Raw genomic sequence first — 18,836 nt, 5'->3', positions numbered from 1 at the left:
GGCTCGAACCGGTATTGCGCGGTGAGCGCAGGGCTGACGAACCAGCCACCGTAGGAGGCGGTTGCCGTCTCCGGGGTCAAACCGCCGCTGACGTTGCGTTTGCCGGCATTGTCGAGATTGCCGCCGATGAACGACATGTCGAACATCGCTTGACCCCGGCTGAGCTGACCGTAGACGCCTCCGAATACCGTACTGACGCTCCCGCTGCCGAAATTCTGATCGAGCCGCACCGTGCCGGCGCTGGTGCCCATCAGGGCGCCCAGCCAAAGCCAGGGAGCAAACGCTTGTTCGTAGCCCGCGGCCACGCCATAGCCGGTCACGGTGCTGGCGGAGACAGCGCCAGATCCATTCTGCTGGCTTTGGCCGCCGAACGATTTCGTCCAGATCGTGCGACCATCCGAATAGGTCGCGCTCGCGTTGGATGGCGTTGGTGGAGCGGAGATGAAGCCGGGTGATGCCGGCGTGGTCGCTGCGAACGAGTCGAACGGCGAGCGCGGTCGCCGCTCGGATGCATCCTCCGGCGTTCGTGCGAGCGCATCAGGCACCACCGAGCCGATCCAGCCGGTGAGATCCATCACGGCGCGGTTCTGTGCGCCGAAGCCCGAACGATCGATGGCGACGATGAAACTCGCCGTGGCCAGATAGGGATTGCCTTGCGCGGATACGGTCGACAGCGCGGAGTTGAAGTTCGCCGCGCCGAGCACCCAGTTGCCGGTGCTGAAGCGCACGGTGTCCGCGCCACCGCCGAAATCGATCAGCCCGCCGAAGCGCGCGCCGGGTCGCACATCGAGCACATCCGAAAGGCTGGCTCCGGTGAAGCGGATGGCGACGCCGCCGCCGCCGAGTATGGTCCCGGCGTTCACGACGTTGCCGCTGACCGCCCTGATGCCAATTCCGCCCGGACCGGGCGCGGTGATGACACCGGAATTGTCCACGTCGGCGCGGCCGGCGGTCACCACGACCCCGAGTTGGTTGCCACTGCTGCGAAGGCTGGCAATCGTCCCCGCATTGGACAAAGTGAGGCTGTCATAGGACGCGATGCCGACGCCGCCGCTGATCGTACCGGTATTGGCGACGTTTCCACCTCCGGCCGGGATCAGGGCGTTGCCTGCGGTCTTGTCCGAGCTGATCACGCCGGAGTTCACCAGGATCGTTTGGAGGTTGACGTTGATCCCGGATTGGAAGCCGCTGATCGATCCCGAATTGACCAGCGTCAGGTCGCCAATGACCGCCACGCCGATATCTGCCGCGCCGACGATGGAGCCTGCATTCGTCATGGTCACCGCGCTGTACGACGTCGCATTCACGCCCCTGCTCACGCCGGAGATGATGCCCGTCTTCGCGTTGGTGAGCGTCAGCACATCGTCGGCGAACACGCCGCTCGATCCGCTGATCACGCCGGAGTTGTTGATCGACGAGGGGCCCGTGGCGATCACCCCTTCCGCCACGGTGCCGTAGATCGAGCCGGAATTCGTGAGATTCAGAGCGACGGAATTGACGCCTCCGCCGCCGCCTCCCTGGATCGATCCGGAGTTGCTGACCGTCGCCGATGAGCCGATCAGGACGCCGTCGAGATTCGTGCCCGCAATCGAGCCGGCGTTGTTGAGAGTGCCCGAGTTGAAGTTCATTCCGTAGTCGGTACCGATGACCGCCGCTCCCCGGGCGACGCCGATCGAAATGTTGTCCTCGCCTCCCGTGCCGTAGCCGTTGGGCGCGTTCTGGTCGACCGTGATGCCAGTGCAGTTCGCCGCGACGTTGCTGCCGGCATTCGGCGTACATGCGGCGAGCACGCGAGGCCCCGAGACGAAGGTCACGAGCCCGGCCACGGCGAGCAGCCTCGCCGTGTACCGAACCCCGGCGCGATGCCGTGATCTGGATTCCCGGCGCCCCACATCCGTCTCCGTTCCAGGATGCGGAACGCTAGAAACCTCATGGTTAACCGGACGTAAACGACGCCAAAATGCGTTTGCTGTCCAGTAGTTCCCCCGGGGAACATGCCATGGATGCGAATGCATTCGTCCGAGTTGCCGAACTCAGCGCAACACGCCCGTCCCGACAGCGCGCATCTGTCTTGCGGGGTTGCAACTAGATTGGCGCCGCGGCGCGGCCTGAGGGCATTCTCATCGGTCCAGTTCGCCGGAGACCGGAGATGCGACTCCCGGTCGAAATGTCGCGGCCTCCAACGCGCGAGGTCGGCAGCCGCCACGCACCTCGTGACGATCGCTTCGGTCGAGCTCAAGCCGGATGCACCAAACGATCATGGCCGTTCTCGCACCGGCGCTCGTGGTTCAGTCCTGAAGCGCGTACTGCTTCGAGAGGTGGTCTCCGATCTGGACCAGCATGGCGACGCATTCGGGATAGCCGGGCTTTGCGATCGTCTCCTGGTCGGCGCTGGCGCGGAACTCCCAGGAATGGCCGTCCCGCACGACGAAGATACGGATGCCGTCCGTATAGTCCTTGTGCCCCTTCAGCTCGGCGATCGCCATCGCGATCAGTTCGGCCTCGGTCTTGGTCGGCTTGCTCATCCGCTCGGTCCTCGCACCAGAATCCACGGCGCCGTTTTATCGGGCTTGAGCTCCGGCGCCAACCCGCGCGCGGCGTCGCGGACAAGGATCCGCGGAGCACGCCCCACCCGATCGGCGCGCTCGTCCGCCGCGTCGCATCGCCGCAACGGCGCCCCCCTCACTGTCGGGCCATCGCCTGCGCGCGGTTACGCCCTGGCCGCCCGCGGCGGCGTCCATGGCGTGTGGACTGCCCGCTCCTTCAGCACAACGACGCCGCAGGCACCGCACCCGCCGATCCAGGTTTATCGAGCACCGCCAGACTGTTGCCCATCCGTCAATGTGTCCATTTTCCGATTGACGGCAGGACGGAGCGCTGAAATGGTGCCCACGCTTTCCGGCCCCGCGCGGCCGATGGGCGCTCGCCCGTCAACCAAGCGCCGAACAAGAGCCGAAGGCGATCGAGGGGGAGGACGTTTCGTTGGATTCGCTTCAAGCGCGCCGTCAAGACGACATGCACGTTCTGCGTGATCGCGAAACCATGCCTCCCGGAAGCTTGGGCGTGCTGTCCTGACCAGCGCCCGCAGCGGAGAGAATGATGCGCCCCTTGTTGGCAATTAGTACGGCCATCGATCAGCTCAACGAAAAGATCGGCTACGTCTGCAATCTCCTGGTGCTGCTGGCCTGCCTGGTCAGCGCGATCAACGCCATGATCCGCTACGCCTTCAGCTATTCGTCGAACGGCTGGCTCGAGCTGCAGTGGTACATGTTCGCGCTGCTGGTGATGTTCGGCGCCTCCTATACGTTCCGCCGCAACGAGCATGTCCGGGTCGAGCTGCTCTATCTCTATCTGTCCGAGCGCGGCCAGCTCTGGCTCGATCTGATCGGCACCTTGTTCTTCCTGATCCCGACCTGCCTGCTGCTGGCCTATCTGTCCTGGCCGTTCTTCATGCAATCCTATTCGGTGAACGAGATGTCGGCCAATGCCGGCGGCCTGTTGCGCTGGCCGGTCAAGCTGGCGATTCCCGCGGGCTTCGTGATGCTGGCGCTGCAGGGGCTGTCCGAGGTGATCAAGCGCGCGGCGGCGCTGCAGGGTTACGTGACGATCGACGCGAAGTACGAGAGGCCGACGCAATGATTACGCTGGAGATGATGCCGCCGCTGATGTTCGGCGGGCTGGTCCTGGCGATGCTGATCGGCTTCCCGGTGGCCTTCACGCTCGCCGCCGTCGGCCTGTCGTTCGGCTTCCTCGCCATCCATCTGGGCTTCTTCGACCTCAACTTCCTGCAGGCGATTCCGGGCCGCATCTTCGGCAGCGTGCTCGCCAACGACCTGCTGCTCGCGATCCCGTTCTTCACCTTCATGGGCGCGATCCTGGAGAGATGCGGGCTCGCCGAGGACATGCTGGATTCGATGGGCCAGCTGTTCGGCCCGATCCGCGGCGGCCTCGGCTATTCCGTCATCATCGTCGGCTTCATCCTCGGCGCCATCACCGGCACGGTGGCGGCGCAGGTGATCGCGATGGCGCTGATCTCGATGCCGGTGATGATGCGCTACGGCTACAACATGCGCTACATCACCGGCGTGCTCGCGGCCTCCGGCACGATCACCCAGCTGGTGCCGCCGTCGCTGGTGCTGATCGTGCTCGCCGACCAGCTCGGCAAGTCGGTCGGCGACATGTATCTCGGCGCCTGGGGCCCCTCGATCTTCCAGGTCGTGCTGTTCGCCGGCTATACGTTCGTGCTCGGCCTGGTCAAGCCGAGCCACGTGCCGCCGGTGCCGAAGGAGGCGCGCACGCTGACCGGCTGGGCGCTGTGGAAGAAGTGCCTGATGGGCATCATCCCCTCGGCGGTGCTGATCTTCGTCGTGCTCGGCACCATGATGATGGGCCTGGCGACCCCGACGGAAGCCGGCGCCATGGGCGCGGTCGGCGCCATCGTGCTGGCGGTGATCCACCACAAGGAGTTCACCAGGAAGGATCGCAGCATCCTGATCGTGGGCGTGGTCGCGGCCGGCATCGGCACCATCGTCGCGATGCTGTTCACCGAGAACCTGGTGTTCAAGCTCGCCTTTGCGATCACCTATCTCGCGGTCGCCTGGCTCGGCATCCGCGCGGTCGCCATCCCCGACCTGCGCGACCTGATCAAGCAGGGCTACGAAACCACGATGCGCATCACCTGCATGGTGACGTTCATCCTGATCGGCTCGACCTGCTTCTCGGTGGTGTTCCAGGGCGTCTCCGGCGGCGAGTGGCTGGAGCATCTGCTGACGTCCCTGCCCGGCGGCGTCTGGGGCTTCCTGATCTTCATCAATATTTTCATCTTCTTCCTGGCCTTCTTCCTCGACTTCTTCGAGATCGCCTTCATCATCCTGCCGATGATCGCGCCCATCGCGCAGAAGATCCTGGCGCCGGTGGTCGGGCCGGAGGCCGCGCTAATCTGGTTCGGCGTCATGCTGTGCGTGAACATGCAGACCTCGTTCCTGCACCCGCCGTTCGGCTTCGCGCTGTTCTATCTGCGCGGCGTCGCGCCGAAGGAAGTCAAGAGCTCCGACATCTATTGGGGTGCGATGCCGTGGATCGGCCTGCAGGCGATCATGGTGCTGCTCGTGATCGCCTTCCCGATCACGGTCACCGGCCTGCTCGACAAGCCGGTCCAGGTCGATCTCGACAAGGTCAAGATCGAGGTGCCGCAGATGGATCTGCCCCCGCCGCTCGATTTCGGTCCGCCGAAGCAGTAGCGGCCGGCCGCTCTATGCAGCGGCCGAAGGGGCCGGGGCGGCCCGGAAGCGCAGCGAGAATTCGGTGCCGCCGCCCGCGAGGTCGCCGACCATGATGCTGGCGCCGTGATCCTCGATCACGGCGCGCACGATCGACAGTCCGAGCCCCGCCCCTTCGGTGTCGCGGTTGTCGCCGCGCCAGAAGCGCTGGAAGATGAAGCCCCGCTCCGATGGCCGGATGCCGGGACCGCGGTCGCGAACCCAGACGGCGCCGCCGGCGCCGATCTCGACCTCGACCGACGTGTGCGGCGCCGTGTACTTGATCGCATTCTCGGCCAGATTGAAGATCGCCCGCTCCAGCATGCCGGCATTGCCGTGCACGTAGACCGGCGTGTCCGCCCCCTTCAGCGCGATGTCCTTGCCCTGCGCCAGCGCGAACGGCGCGATCGCGGCGACCACCTCGGTGCAGACCGCCTGCAGGTCGGCGGTTTCGTCCGGATCGAGCGCAAGCGTGTCGAGCTCGGCGATCTCGAGCAGCTGGTGCACGATCCGGCTCATCCGCGTGATATCGGCGAGCAGCTCGGCCCGGCCGGCGGATCGGCCTGCGGTCTCGATCCGCGTGCGCAACACCGCCAGCGGCGTGCGCAGCTGATGGGCCGCATCGGCGGTGAACTGGCGCTGCATCCGGAAGCCGTCCTCCAGGCGCTCCAGCGCCTGATTGACCGCGAGCACCAGCGGCCGGATCTCGGCCGGCAGCGCGTCCGCCGGCAGCCGGATATCGGTCCGCGCCGGACCGATGCGGCTCGCCTCCTCCGAGGCGCGCAGCAGCGGCGCCAAGGCGCGGCGGAAGATCACGATGTCGGTCGCGAGCAGAACCAGCAGGATCGGAATCGTGATCCAGCCGACCCGGCGGAAGAAATTGGCCGCGATGTCGTCGGTGATGACATCGCGATGGGCAAGGTCCTCGGCGACCTCGACCCGCAGCACGCGATCGCCGATCATCCGGGTGACCCGCGCACCGGACATGCTGCCCGCGGACGAGGCGCCGGCCGGCAGGATGGCGCTGCCATCGGCGCGCGATGAGAACAGCACCTGCCCGCCGGCATCGCGGACATCGTATTCGTAGCGGCCGTAGGCCGCCGAGTACAGGTCGCGCTGGCTCTGGGTGAGATTGAGCCGCAGCGTGCCGTCGGCGGCCTGGGTCAGGCGCTCGCCCAGCGCATCAGCCTGCTCCTGCATGGCCTCGCGATGCAGAACATCGATCTCGGAGGTGAGCAGCCAGAACAGCACCAGCGGCAGGAACACCGCGGCGATGGCCACGGCGACGATGTGCAGCAGCACGATGCGCGAGAGCAGCGACTCGAAGCGCACGCTCAAGTCTCCGCCGTCATCATGTAGCCGACGCCGCGGATGGTGTGGATCACGACCGTTGCGCCATATTCCGAAAGCTGCTTGCGCAGGCGCGACACATAGACTTCGACCGCGTTCGAGCCGACCTCGCCGGCCAGGCCGAAGATGTGATCCTCGACCGCCTTCTTCGGCACCACACGGCCCTGGCGCCGCAGCAGGATCTCGAGCACCGAGAGCTCGCGGGCCGACAGCGTGCGCGGCGCACCGCCGACGAAGGTCTGCCGGCTCTCGGTGTCGTAGGTGAGATTGCCGAGCTCGAGCGAGCGCCCGAGCAGCTGACCGGGACGGCGCAGGATCGCCTGCAGCCGGGCGACCAGCTCCTCGAGCGCGAACGGCTTGACGAGATAATCATCGGCGCCGTTGCGCAGGCCCCCCACCCTGTCCTGCAATCCGCCGCGCGCGGTGAGCACGATGACCGGCAGCGGATCGCCGCGCCGGCGCAGCTCGGTCAATATCGACAGGCCGTCCTCATCGGGGAGGCCGAGGTCGAGAATCATCGCGGCATAGCTGATGTCGCTGAGCGCATCGCGGGCGTCGGCGGCCGAGCTGACGGCGTCGACCTGATAGCCGGCGCTGCCCAGCCCCTGAGACAGCAGCTTGGAGAGCTCATTGTTGTCTTCGACGACCAGCAGACGCATGCAGGCTCACGCTTGGATGATGGAGGCGCGGTCGTGCGCCAGCGCGCGCCACGATGCCCGACCGCACCCGCGCGTGGCAAGCCCGGCCGAAAGAGCGGCGCGGCGGCCCCTGTAAGGCTGTTGTCAGCCAACTCTGCTATCGCCAGTTCCGGCGGGGGCTCCGTCAAACAGGGTCACCATACAATTGCGTACACGTGAATACCGGATATCGCCGTGGCTTCGTCTCCGATCAAATTCGTGGCTCTCGTCGCGGCACCAGCCGCTCTCCTCGGTGGCGCATGGCTCGCGATGCGCCCCGAGGCTGCTGTCGCGACCAAGCCTGCCGAGGTCCAGGCGCCGCCCACCGTCAACGCCGCCCAGCAGACCGTCGAGCTGACCGCCCGCCAGGCCGAGGCGCTGAAAGTCCAGCCGGCCGAGACGCGCGCATTCAGGGTTGTCAGAAACACCGTCGGCTCGATCGACTTCAATCAGAACATGCTGGTGCAGGCCTACACGCCGAATGCCGGCAAGATCGTCGATACGTTCTTCAACGTCGGGGATGACGTGAGGCGCGGCGAGGCGCTGTTCACGATCGACAGCCCCGACCTGCTGCAGGCGGAATCGAGCCTGCTGGCAGCCGCGGGCGTGCTGGAATTGCAGACGCGCACCCTGGCGCGCGTCCAGCAGCTCCTGAAGGCCGGCGGCGGCGCGCAGAAGGACGTCGACCAGGCGACCTCGGACCAGCAGACCGCCGACGGCAACTACAAGGCGGCGCGCGACGCCGTGCGCATCTTCGGCAAGACAGACGCCGAGATCGACCGCATCCTGGCGCAGCGCAAGGTCGATTCGATCCTGATCGTGCGCTCGCCGATTTCGGGCCGCATCATCGCGCGCAACGCCGCTCCCGGCATCTATGCCCAACCCGGCATGTCGCCCGCGCCCTATACGCTCGCCGATCTCTCCACGATGTGGATGGTCGCCAACGTGATCGAGACCGACGCCCCGGCCTACCGGCTCGACCAGCCGGTGGAGGTCAGCGTGCCGGCCTATCCCGGCGAGATCTTTCGCGGGCGGGTGACGACGCTCGGCCTGAACATCGATCCGACGACGCACCGCCAGCTGGTCCGCTCGGTCGTCGACGACCCCGCGCACAAGCTGCGCGCCGGCATGCTGGCGAGCTTCACCATCGAGACCGAGCCGCCGCGCGACTCGCCCGCGGTGCCCACCGAAGCACTGGTGCGCGAGGGCGACGGCAGCATCACAGTGTGGGTCACCACCGATGGCCGGCGCTTCGTCCGCCGCGCCGTCACGGCAGGCCTGACGCAGGACGGCTGGCGGCAGATCCTCGCCGGTCTCGCCGCCGGCGAGCAGGTCGCGACGACAGGAGCGATCTTCCTCAGCAACGCCTTCGCCAACGCCGCGTCCGGCGCGTCATGAACCATGTCGGCAGCCGGGCGATCCCGCCGCGCTGCGAGTTCGGTCAATCACCTTGGTCAAGAGCCTCATCCAGTTCGGTCTCACGCGCAGCGCCATCGTGGTGCTCGGACTGCTCGTGTTCTGCGCCGCCGGCATCGCAGCCTTCCTCAGGCTGAACATCGAAGCCTATCCGAACCCTGCTCCCGTGATCCTGGAGATCACGGCGCAGGCGCCGGGCCTGTCGGCGGAGGAGATGGAGAAGTACTACACCATCCCGATGGAAGTCGGCCTGTATCCGACACCGGGCGTGGTCAACATCCGCTCGACCTCGTTCTACGGCCTCTCCTTCGTGCGCGTGACCTTCAAATACGGCATCGACTATTATTTCGCACTGACGCAGGCCGCCAACAGCATCCAGCAGAACATCCAGCTGCCCGGCAATCTGGTCCCCACCATCCAGCAATCGAGCCTGGTCGGCGAGATCTATCGCTACCGGCTGGTCGGGCCGCCGAATTTCGGGCTGACCAACCTGCGCACCTTGCAGGACTACGTCGTAACGCGGCGGCTGATGACCATTCCCGGCGTCGTGCAGATCAATTCCTGGGGCGGCACCACCAAGCAGTTCAACGTCGATGCCGATCTGCAGAAGCTGGAATCCTACAACATCACGGTACCGCAACTGGTGAGCGCGCTCGGCAATGCCAACGTCAATGTCGGCGGCCGCGAGATCACCATCGGCCAGCAATCGGTCAACATCCGCGGCATCGGGCTGATCGATTCCGGCGGTGCGGACGACATCACCAAGGGCGATCGAGTCTCCGATATCGAGGCCATCGTGCTGACCCAGTCGGGCGGGCTGCCGATCCAGATCAAGGACGTGGCCAAGGTCTCGGTCGGCTACGTTCCGCGGCTCGGGATCGCCGGCAAGGACAAGGACGACGACATCGCCGCGGCGATCGTGGTGATGGGGCGCACGCAGCACACCAACGACATCATCCCGAAGGTGCAGGCCGAGGTCGCCAAGATCAATTCCGACGGCACGCTGCCGGCGGGCGTCCGCATCGTGCCCTATTACGATCGCAGCTCATTGGTCGGCGTCACCACCCACACGGTGCTGCACAACCTCGTGTTCGGCTGCCTGCTGGTGTTCGCGATACAGTGGATCTTCCTCGGCGACCTGCGCAGTGCGCTGATCGTCAGTGCCAACATTCCGTTCGCGCTGTTCTTCGCGATCATCATCCTGGTGCTGCGCGACGAGGACGCCAACCTGCTGTCGCTCGGCGCCGTCGACTTCGGCATCATCGTCGATTCCGCCGTCATCATGATGGAGAACGTGTTCCGCAATCTCCAGTCGTCGCCGGAGGCGCGGCAGGTGACGCTCCAGCGATTGTCCGAGGGCTATTGGGGCGTCGACCCCACCGTCGCCACGCATGGTCATCCCGCCGCGATCCGCTGGAGCGAGCGGCTGCGCATGATCTTCGTCAGCGCGCTGCAGGTCGACAAGGCGGTGTTCTTCACCGCCGCAATCACGGTGACCGCGTTCGTGCCACTGTTCACGATGCAGGGCGTCGAGGGCCAGATCTTCGGACCGATGGCGCGTACCTATGGCTATGCGCTGGCCGGCGCGCTGCTCGCGACCTTCACGGTCACGCCGGTGCTGGCGGCGCTGCTGCTGCCGCGGCACGTCGAGGAGGTCGAGACATTGATCGTGCGCGGGCTGCGGCGCATCTACACGCCTGTGCTGCAATGGTCGCTCGCGCACGTCCGGCTCGCCGTCGCCGGCGGGCTGCTGTTCCTGGCGCTCAGCACGCTGGCGGCCAGCCAGCTCGGCAGCGAATTCCTGCCCGCGCTCGAGGAAGGCAATTTCTGGATTCGCGCCTCGATGCCGCCGACGATCTCGCTCGAGGCCGGCACCGAGGCGACCCGCAAGATGCGCGAGATCCTGCTGCGTCATCCCGAGATCATCACCGTGGTGTCGCAGCATGGCCGCCCCGACAACGGCAGCGACGCCTCGCCCTTCTCCAATGTCGAGCTGTTCGCGCCGATCAAGCCGTTCGACGAATGGCCCGATGGACTGACCAAGGAGAAGCTGACCGAACAGTTGCAGCAGGAATTCGCGGCCGAGCTGCCCGGCATCAGCTTCAACTTCTCGCAGTACATCCAGGACAATGTCGAGGAGGCGCTGTCGGGCGTGAAGGGCGCGAATTCGGTCAAGGTGATCGGGCCGAATCTCGAGGTGCTCGAGCAGATCGCGGCCAAGGTGATGGACGAGATGACCAGGATCCGTGGCGTCGCCGATCTCGGCGTCTTCCATCTGGTCGGCCAGCCCAACCTGAACATCAAGGTCAATCGCGAGAAGGCGGCGCGCTACGGCCTGAACACCGGCGACGTGACCACGGTGATCCAGGCGGCGCTCGGCGGCACCAATGCGACGACCGTGCTCGAAGGCGACCGCGCATTCGCGGTCGCCGTCCGGCTCGACGCGAGATTCCGCAAGAGCATCGACGCGGTGAAGGACATCAAGGTCGCCTATGCGACGCCGTCTGGCACCAATGCCTATATTCCGCTATCGGAGCTCGCCGACATCTCGCTCGATACCGGCGCGCTGTTCATCTATCGCGAGCTGAGCCAGCGCTATATCCCGATCAAGTTCTCGGTGCGCGGCCGCGATCTCGGCAGTACCGTCAAGGAGGCCCAGGAGCGGATCGCGCAGGCGGTTGCGCTGCCGGCCGGCTACCGCATCGTCTGGTCGGGTGAGTTCGACAATCTCGAAGCCGCCAAGGCACGCCTTCTCGTCGTGGTGCCGATCACGCTGCTCTTGATCTTCGTGCTGCTCTACAGCCTGTTCAACTCGCTGCGCGACAGCCTGCTGGCACTGGCCGGAATTCCCTTTGCGATCGGCGGCGGCCTGATCGCGCTGTGGCTGGCCGGGCTGGCCTTCTCGATCTCGGCTGCGATCGGCTTCATCTCGCTGTTCGGCGTCGCCGTCATGGACGGCATCCTCAACATCACCTATGTCCGCGAGCTTCGCGCCACCGGGCTCGGTGTCGCCGAGGCGGTGTTTCGCGGCTCCGAACAGCGCATGCGGCCGATGCTGATGACCGCACTGTCGGCAGGCGTCGGGCTGTTTCCGGCCGCGCTCTCGCACGGCATCGGCAGCCAGGTGCAGCGGCCGCTCGCCACCGTGGTCGTCGGCGGCATGTTCATCGGTCCGCTGCTCCTCCTGATCGTCGCGCCGGCGCTGCGCCGCATCTTCCTGGCGCACGACCATACGATGGCGCCGGTCGACGACGGCACGGCGGCCTCTCCCGAGCCCGCGGAATAGGAGCCGGCCGATGCGTCAGCACCATCTGCTCTCTTCCGCTGTCTGGCCTGCCTGCCGGCCATGGCTCGTCCTGGCGCTCTCGATCACGACGAGCGGCTGCGCGGTCGGTCCTGATTTCAACACCCCTGCTCCGCCTGCCGTGGCGGGGTATACACGCGAGCCGTTGGCTTCGCCGGCGACCGACCATGCCGGACCGCACGTCGCCGCCCAGCATTTCCAGCCGGGTGCCGATGTGCCGGCGCGGTGGTGGGCCGCGTTTCGCTCGGCCCCGCTCAACGAGCTGATCCGCCGGTCGGTCGTGCACAACCCGACGCTCGATGCCGCCGATGCCGCGATTCGCATCGCCAGTGCGAACGCGCTGGCCCAGCGCGGGCTGTTCTATCCTCAGCTCGGCGCGAACTACACGGCAGCCGACCAGCAGACCTCGAACATGGCGACCCAGCAGGGTCCGGCCGATCCCGCGCAGTCACGCTACACGCTGCACACGGCGCAGCTCACGATCAGCTTCGTGCCCGATCTCTGGGGCCAGAACCTGCGCAGCGTCGAAAGCCTGGAGGCGCAGACCGAGCAGGCGCAGTTCCAGCTCGAGGCGGCCTATCTGACGCTGACGACCAATGTCGTGACGGCGGCGATCCAGGAGGCTTCGCTGCGCGGCCAGATCGCCGCGACCGAGCGCATCATCAAGATCGAACGCGACATCCTCGGCATCCTGAAGAACCAGCTGCAGGCGGGCCAGGCCGCGCAGGTCGACGTGCTGACGCAACAGACGGCGTTGGCGCAGGTCGAGCAGACGCTGCCGCCGCTGCAGAAGCAGCTCGCGATCCAGCGCGATCTCTTGACTGCGCTCGCCGGCCAGTTCTCGGCCGATGAGATCAACGAGCGCTTCGACCTGCAGCATCTCGCCCTGCCGCGCAACCTGCCGATCAGCCTGCCGGCGACGCTGGTGGCGCAGCGGCCCGACGTGCGCGCGGCCGAGGCCAATCTGCATGCGGCGAGCGCGCTGGTCGGCGTGGCGATCGCGGCCCGGCTGCCGAACATCACGCTGTCGGCCAATCCCGGCAGCAGCGCCTTCAAGGCAGCGGAGCTGTTCACGCCGGGCACGCTGTTCTACATCGTCGCCGGCAGCGCCACGGCGACCGTGTTCGACGGTCTCACTTTGTATCACCGGCAGAAATCCGCGGAGGCCGGCCTCGACCAGGCCGGCGCGCTGTACCGCCAGGCCGTGATCACGGCCCTGCAGAACGTCGCCGACAGCCTGCGCAGCCTGCAGGCGGACGCGCGTGCGGTGCAGGCCGCCATCAAGGCCGAGGACAGCGCACGCGCCACCCTCGACATCGTCCAGAAGCAGCTGAGTCTCGGCCAGATCAGCCAGGTCACGGTGCTCAACGCCCAGCAGGCCTACCTGAACACGGCGATCGCCCGCGTTCAGGCCGAGGCGACGCGGCTGACCGATACCGCGGCGCTGTTCATGGCGCTCGGCGGAGGATGGCCCGCCGCCTGCACCACGCCGGTGTGGCGGGACTGCGTGCTGAGCGACGGCCGCCGCGATACCGTGCGAACGGCCGACGCCGCCCCGAGGTGATCGGCCGGCGCGCCTTGCACGCCGGCTGTCACGTCAGCTTTGCGAGCGCCGCGCCATGAAGTTGTCGTAGCCGACCTCGGCGACCTGGAACCAGGAATAGCCGGCGCCCGAAAACGCCGTCAGCGAGTCCAGCGCCTTCTTGAAGTTGGGGTTGCCGGCCGCGACCTCGGCGTGCAGCTCCTTGGCGGCCTTGAACGAGGCCTCCATGACCGGCGCCGGGAACGGATGCAGCTTGGCACCGCCGGCGATCAGCTTGCGCAGCGCCAGCGGGTTGGCCGAATCGTACTTCGCCATCATCCAGTTGTTGGCGTAGTGGCCGGCCTGCTCGAGCAGCTTCTGATAGTGCTTCGGCAGCGCATTCCATTTGTCGAGGTTGATCATGGCGAGCAGCATCGGCCCGCCCTCCCACCAGCCGGGGAAGTAGTAGTGCGGCGCGACCTTGTAGAGGCCGAGCTTCTCGTCGTCATAGGGACCGACCCACTCGGCGGCATCGATCGTGCCCTTCTCCAGCGCCGGATAGATGTCGCCGCCGGCGATCTGCTGCGGCACCGCGCCGAGCTTCTGCAGCACCCGGCCGGCAAAGCCGCCGATGCGGAATTTCAGCCCGTTGAGGTCGTCGACGCTGTTGACCTCCTTGCGGAACCAGCCGCCCATCTGGCAGCCGGTGTTGCCCGCGAGCAGCGAGGTCACGTTGTAGGCCTTGTAGAAGTCGTTGAGGATCTCCTTGCCTCCGCCCATCAGATACCAGGCCTGGTTGATGCGCATGTTCGGGCCGAACGGCACCGAGGAGCCGAAGGTGAAGGTCGGGTCCTTGCCGAAGTAGTAATAGGACGCGGTGTGCCCCATCTCGACGGTGCCGTTCTGGACGGCGTCGAGCACCTGCAGGCCGGGCACGACCTCGCCGGCGGCGAAGGTCTGGATCTGGAATTTGTTGTCGGTGGCTTCGCCGACCATCTTGGCCATGATCTCGGCGCCGCCATGCAGCGTGTCGAGCGACTTGGGCCAGCTCGTCGTCATGCGCCATTTGATCTCGGGCAGGCTCTGCGCGACCGCGGGTGCGGCGATCGCGGCGGCGCCGGCAGCGCCGAGCCCGGTGACCTTGATGAAGTCTCTCCGCTTCATGTTCGTTCCCTCCCTCGGGGTGTTGTGTCCGTTCCTGGGCAGCCTTCTTGTGAGGCCTGGGTTCCAGTGTGGATCAAACCGCGGCGAAGCGCCATTGCGAAACGTTGTCGCAACGCGAAAGCCCGGCCTCTTGCGAGGCCGGGCTGGTAGCGATCCGCCGATTGAAGTCTGAGATCAGCCGCGGGTGCGCGAGCGGATCATGAAGCTGTCGTAGGTGTACTCGGCCACCTGCCACCACAGATATTCATCCGAGCGGTAGGCCTGCATGGCGTCGATCACCTTCTTGAAGTCGGCATTCTTGGCCGAGATCTCGCCCCACAGCTCGTTCGTCGCCTTGAGGCAGGCTTCCAGGACCTCGTTGGTGAACGGACGCAGCTGCGTGCCGCCGGCGACGAGACGCTTCAGCGCGGACGGGTTCTGCTGGTCGTAACGCGCAGCCATCCAGGTGTTGGCGGCCATCGTCGCGTTGGTCAGGATCGCCTGGTAGTTCTTTGGCAGCGTATTCCACTTCTCCAGATTGGAGAACGCATGCACGGTCGGGCCGCCTTCCCACCAGCCGGGGTAGTAGTAGTACTTGGCCACCTTCTGGAAGCCGAGCTTCTCGTCGTCATACGGACCGACCCACTCGGCGGCGTCGATGGTGCCCTTCTCGAGCGCCGGATAGATGTCGCCGCCCGCGAGCTGCTGCGGCACGACGCCGAGCTTCTGCAGCACCTGGCCGGCGATGCCGCCGATGCGGAATTTCAGGCCCGAGAGATCGGCGACCGTCTTGATCTCCTTGCGGAACCAGCCGCCCATCTGGGTGCCCGTGTTGCCGCAGGGGAAGCCGATGACGCCGAACTTCTTGTAGAACTCGTTGGCGAGCTCGTTGCCGCCGCCCTGGTACAACCACGAATTCTGCTGCCGGGCGTTGAGGCCGAACGGCACCGACGCGAAGATCGCAAACGTCGGGTCCTTGCCGACATAATAATACGACACCGTGTGGCACATCTCGACGGTGCCGTTGGCGGTGGCGTCCAGCGCCTGCAGGCCGGGGACGATTTCGCCCGCCGCGAACACCTGGATCTGGAACTTGTTGTCGGTCATTTCGGCGACGTATTTGGCGAGCTCGGTGGCGCCGCCATAGATCGTGTCGAGCGACTTCGGGAAGCTCGAGGTCAACCGCCACTTGATTTCGGGCATCGACTGCGCGATCGCCGGCGAGGCAATGGCGCCCGTCGCCGCGGCACCCGCAGCCGAAACCTTCAGAAAATCACGACGCTTCATATTCAGGCATCTCCTTGTTGGGGGCGTTTCCCGGAAAACAATTATCCGCCGACGCGATTGGCCGCGTACGGTCGAAGACGAGCCGGGCGCGGCTTTAGCACGGAACCGGTTAAGCGAAAACGCGACGTTCGAATGACAAACAATCCGATGGTCGCAACGGCTTCGCTGCAGCGCATCAAGCGGCGGCGATGACGTCCTTCAGCTGATCGCGGACGGCGGAGGCGATGGTCCGGTAGATCGCCGCATGCGGTCCATGGGGCTCGCTCTCGACCACCGGGGTGCCGGCATCCGACGTCGCGCGGATGTCCATGTGCAAGGGGATCTCGCCGAGGAACGGCACGCCGAGCCGCTCGGCCTCGTGGCGCGCGCCGCCATGGCCGAAGATGTCGGAGCGGGTGCCGCACTCCGGGCACTGGAAGTAGCTCATGTTCTCGATGATGCCGAGCACGGGCACGTTGACCTTGCGGAACATCGCAAGCCCCCGGCGGGCGTCGATCAGCGACAGGTCCTGCGGGGTCGAGACGATCACCGCGCCCTTCAGCGGCACGTTCTGCGCCAGCGTGAGCTGGGCGTCGCCGGTGCCGGGCGGCATGTCGACGACGAGAACGTCGAGCGTGCCCCAGGCGACGTCGCGCAGCATCTGGTTGATCGCCGACATCACCATCGGGCCGCGCCAGACCAGCGCGGAGTCCTCCTCGACCAGAAAGCCGATCGACATGATCGACAGGCCGAAGCGCGCCAACGGGATCATCTTCTTCTCGGGCGTGAGCTGCGGCTTCTCCTGCAAGCCTGTCAGCCGCGGCACCGAGGGGCCGTAGATGTCGGCGTCGAGCAGCCCGACCTTGAGGCCGAGATCGCGCAGGCCGAGCGCGAGGTTGATCGCGGTGGTCGACTTGCCGACGCCGCCCTTGCCGGAGGCGACCGCGATGACCGCGGCAATGCCGGGGATCGGCGCCTGGCGCGACATCGGCGAGTCGGAAGGATGCTGATGCTGGTGCGGGCGATGCGCCGACACCGGCTGCACGCCGCCCTGCCGCGGCGCCGGGGCTGCGGAGCCGGCCTTGCGCTCCGCCGTCAGCGCGATCATCGCCATGGTCACGCCGGGAATGGCGCGCACCGCGGCTTCGGCCTGCGCCCGGGTATCCTCCCAGGCGCGCGCCTCGCTGGCCTCGACATTGATCGAGAAGAACACCTTGCCGTCATTGGCCGTGATCGGCGACAGCGCGCCGGAATCCGGCAGCGCCACGCCGCGCGGCGAGCGGACCCGCTTGAGGGCTTCGAGAACCTGCTGCTGCGTCACGCTCACGGCGCGTCTCCTGAAGTGCTTCAGAACGCGCCACATCGTCGCGCCCTATCCCGTTGACCGGACGCGATCTTCCGTCGTCGCCGAAAGGATCGCGCCAGCCCTCTGTTGCGCTGCTTCATAATGAAGGTCGGCTCAAAACGCCACCATGGTTCCGACGTCGGCGGCGTTCTCGTCCGGCGCATCCCCGGCCTGCTCTTTCGCCGCCTCGTAATTGAGCTCGATCATCACGCCGTTGGGGTCGCGCACGAAGATCTGCCACAGCTCGCCGCCGGGCACCTGCCGGGCGTCGAACGGCATGCCCTTCGCGGCGAGCCGCGCCTTCATGCCGGCGAAGCCCCGGCTGACGAAGGCGACGTGGTGGACGACGCCGGAGTCCGGCTTCTGGGCCTCGGATGTCGGCGAGATGTCGACCAGATGCACCACCGGACGCCCCTCGCTGTACATCCAGGCGCCGGGGAATGCGAAGTTCGGCCGGGCCCCGTTCTCCAGCCCGAGCACGTCCTCATAGAAGCGGACTGTCTCCGCGAGGTTGCGGGTCCGGATGTTGAAATGATCGAGCACGCCGACGCTGACGCTCATGCGAGACACTCCCCTGGCTTGATCGTTGAGTTCTTCGGATTTCCTTGCCGGATGACGGCTTTGCAAGCAGCCATGATGACGCCTCTTTAGCACGATCGCGCGCGTTCGCATCCGTCACGAAGCCGTTGCCCCTGCCCCGCAAGCGGTTATGGTGCGGCGTCCAGCGCGCGGCCCGGAAACCCGGCCGGCCGCTGATGTTCTCCATCAAGAACCGCCCGGCCATCCCAAGGCCGTCGGCAGAACCCAATCAGAACTCCAAGGGCAAGGCAGCTCATATGGCTAAAGTCGCTTTCATCGGTCTCGGCGTCATGGGGTTCCCCATGGCAGGACATCTCGTGAAGAAGGGTGGTCACGAGGTCACGGTCTACAACCGCACCGCGGCCAAGGCGAAGGAATGGGCGGACAAGTTCGGCGGCAAGACCGCCACGACGCCGAAGCAGGCCGCCGAAGGCCAGGACTTCGTGATGTGCTGCGTCGGCAACGACAACGACCTGCGCTCGGTCACGATCGGCCCGGACGGCGCCTTCGCCGGCATGACCAAGGGCGCGACCTTCGTCGACCACACCACGGCCTCGGCTGAAGTGGCACGTGAGCTCGACGCCGCAGCCACCAAGGCCGGCTTCAAATTCATCGACGCGCCGGTGTCCGGCGGCCAAGCCGGCGCCGAGAACGGCGTGCTCACCGTGATGTGCGGCGGCACGGCCGACGCCTATGCCGGCGCCGAGCCGGTCATCGCCGCCTATGCCCGGATGTGCAAGCTGCTGGGGCCGGCCGGCTCCGGTCAGCTCACCAAGATGGTCAACCAGATCTGCATCGCCGGCCTCGTCCAGGGCCTGTCCGAGGGCATCCACTTCGCCAAGAAGTCGGGCCTCGACGTCCCCGCCGTGATCGAGACGATCTCCAAGGGCGCGGCGCAGTCCTGGCAGATGGAGAACCGCTACAAGACCATGAACGACGGCAAATATGACTTTGGTTTTGCGGTGGAATGGATGCG

14 protein-coding genes are annotated in these 18,836 nt (G+C 66.4%); 6 read left to right on the top strand and 8 right to left on the bottom strand.

Annotated elements, in window-relative coordinates:
- Both BRAS3809_RS21065 and BRAS3809_RS21060 read right to left on the bottom strand, forming a co-directional pair.
- Nucleotides 1-1,826, bottom strand: a 1,826-nt coding sequence (locus BRAS3809_RS21065) for an autotransporter outer membrane beta-barrel domain-containing protein (RefSeq protein ID WP_035657406.1), incomplete at its 3' end; no start/stop codon positions are given.
- A 462-nt stretch (nt 1,827-2,288) separates the two neighbouring features.
- On the bottom strand, nt 2,289-2,525 hold the full coding sequence (locus tag BRAS3809_RS21060; RefSeq protein WP_008964049.1) for a hypothetical protein: 237 nt from the start codon (nt 2,523-2,525) through the stop codon (nt 2,289-2,291).
- A gap of 574 nt (nt 2,526-3,099) precedes the next feature.
- Here BRAS3809_RS21060 and BRAS3809_RS21055 point away from each other — a divergent pair.
- On the top strand, nt 3,100-3,639 hold the full coding sequence (locus tag BRAS3809_RS21055; RefSeq protein ID WP_008964048.1) for a TRAP transporter small permease subunit: 540 nt from the start codon (nt 3,100-3,102) through the stop codon (nt 3,637-3,639).
- A complete protein-coding gene (locus BRAS3809_RS21050) occupies nt 3,636-5,240 on the top strand; it encodes a TRAP transporter large permease (RefSeq protein ID WP_008964047.1) in 1,605 nt (534 codons plus the stop codon). The genes BRAS3809_RS21055 and BRAS3809_RS21050 overlap by 4 nt, the downstream gene beginning before the upstream one ends.
- 12 nt (nt 5,241-5,252) lie before the next feature.
- Here BRAS3809_RS21050 and BRAS3809_RS21045 read toward each other — a convergent pair whose 3' ends face one another.
- Together BRAS3809_RS21045 and BRAS3809_RS21040 are read right to left on the bottom strand one after the other, a co-directional pair.
- Entirely contained in the window at nt 5,253-6,590 is a 1,338-nt protein-coding gene (locus tag BRAS3809_RS21045; RefSeq protein WP_008964046.1) for a HAMP domain-containing sensor histidine kinase, read from the bottom strand.
- A gap of 2 nt (nt 6,591-6,592) precedes the next feature.
- Nucleotides 6,593-7,267: a response regulator transcription factor gene (locus BRAS3809_RS21040; RefSeq protein WP_008964045.1), complete on the bottom strand. Its 675-nt coding sequence runs from the start codon at nt 7,265-7,267 to the stop codon at nt 6,593-6,595.
- Between the two features lie 213 nt (nt 7,268-7,480).
- Here BRAS3809_RS21040 and BRAS3809_RS21035 point away from each other — a divergent pair, with 213 nt between their 5' ends.
- From BRAS3809_RS21035 to BRAS3809_RS21025, 3 genes are read left to right on the top strand one after another with little or no spacing between them, the layout of a single operon-like run.
- Nucleotides 7,481-8,683 (top strand): efflux RND transporter periplasmic adaptor subunit, encoded by a 1,203-nt coding sequence (locus tag BRAS3809_RS21035; protein ID WP_240535731.1) that lies wholly within the window; start codon nt 7,481-7,483, stop codon nt 8,681-8,683.
- A gap of 52 nt (nt 8,684-8,735) precedes the next feature.
- Entirely contained in the window at nt 8,736-11,987 is a 3,252-nt protein-coding gene (locus BRAS3809_RS21030; protein ID WP_008964043.1) for an efflux RND transporter permease subunit, read from the top strand.
- Between the two features lie 10 nt (nt 11,988-11,997).
- A complete protein-coding gene (locus BRAS3809_RS21025; RefSeq protein ID WP_008964042.1) occupies nt 11,998-13,569 on the top strand; it encodes an efflux transporter outer membrane subunit in 1,572 nt (523 codons plus the stop codon).
- A gap of 33 nt (nt 13,570-13,602) precedes the next feature.
- Here BRAS3809_RS21025 and BRAS3809_RS21020 read toward each other — a convergent pair whose 3' ends face one another.
- The 4 genes from BRAS3809_RS21020 to BRAS3809_RS21005 form a co-directional block, all read right to left on the bottom strand.
- Nucleotides 13,603-14,691, bottom strand: a complete 1,089-nt coding sequence (locus BRAS3809_RS21020) for a TRAP transporter substrate-binding protein (protein ID WP_008964041.1) — start codon at nt 14,689-14,691, stop codon at nt 13,603-13,605.
- Nucleotides 14,692-14,865: 174 nt separating this feature from the next.
- The gene (locus BRAS3809_RS21015) at nt 14,866-15,963 is read right to left on the bottom strand and encodes a TRAP transporter substrate-binding protein (protein WP_349509833.1); all 1,098 of its coding nucleotides are present in this window, start codon (nt 15,961-15,963) and stop codon (nt 14,866-14,868) included.
- A 169-nt stretch (nt 15,964-16,132) separates the two neighbouring features.
- Entirely contained in the window at nt 16,133-17,263 is a 1,131-nt protein-coding gene (locus tag BRAS3809_RS21010) for an Mrp/NBP35 family ATP-binding protein (protein WP_008964039.1), read from the bottom strand.
- 132 nt (nt 17,264-17,395) lie between these two features.
- Nucleotides 17,396-17,842, bottom strand: a complete 447-nt coding sequence (locus tag BRAS3809_RS21005; protein ID WP_008964038.1) for a VOC family protein — start codon at nt 17,840-17,842, stop codon at nt 17,396-17,398.
- A gap of 275 nt (nt 17,843-18,117) precedes the next feature.
- Here BRAS3809_RS21005 and BRAS3809_RS21000 point away from each other — a divergent pair.
- Nucleotides 18,118-18,836 (top strand): NAD(P)-dependent oxidoreductase (locus BRAS3809_RS21000; protein WP_035657407.1); only part of this gene is annotated, 719 nt, incomplete at its 3' end.

The organism is Bradyrhizobium sp. STM 3809, assembly GCF_000239795.1.
GTDB lineage: Bacteria > Pseudomonadota > Alphaproteobacteria > Rhizobiales > Xanthobacteraceae > Bradyrhizobium.
Note: the sequence above shows the minus strand (reverse complement) of the source record. Positions and strands in the feature narration are given on the sequence as shown.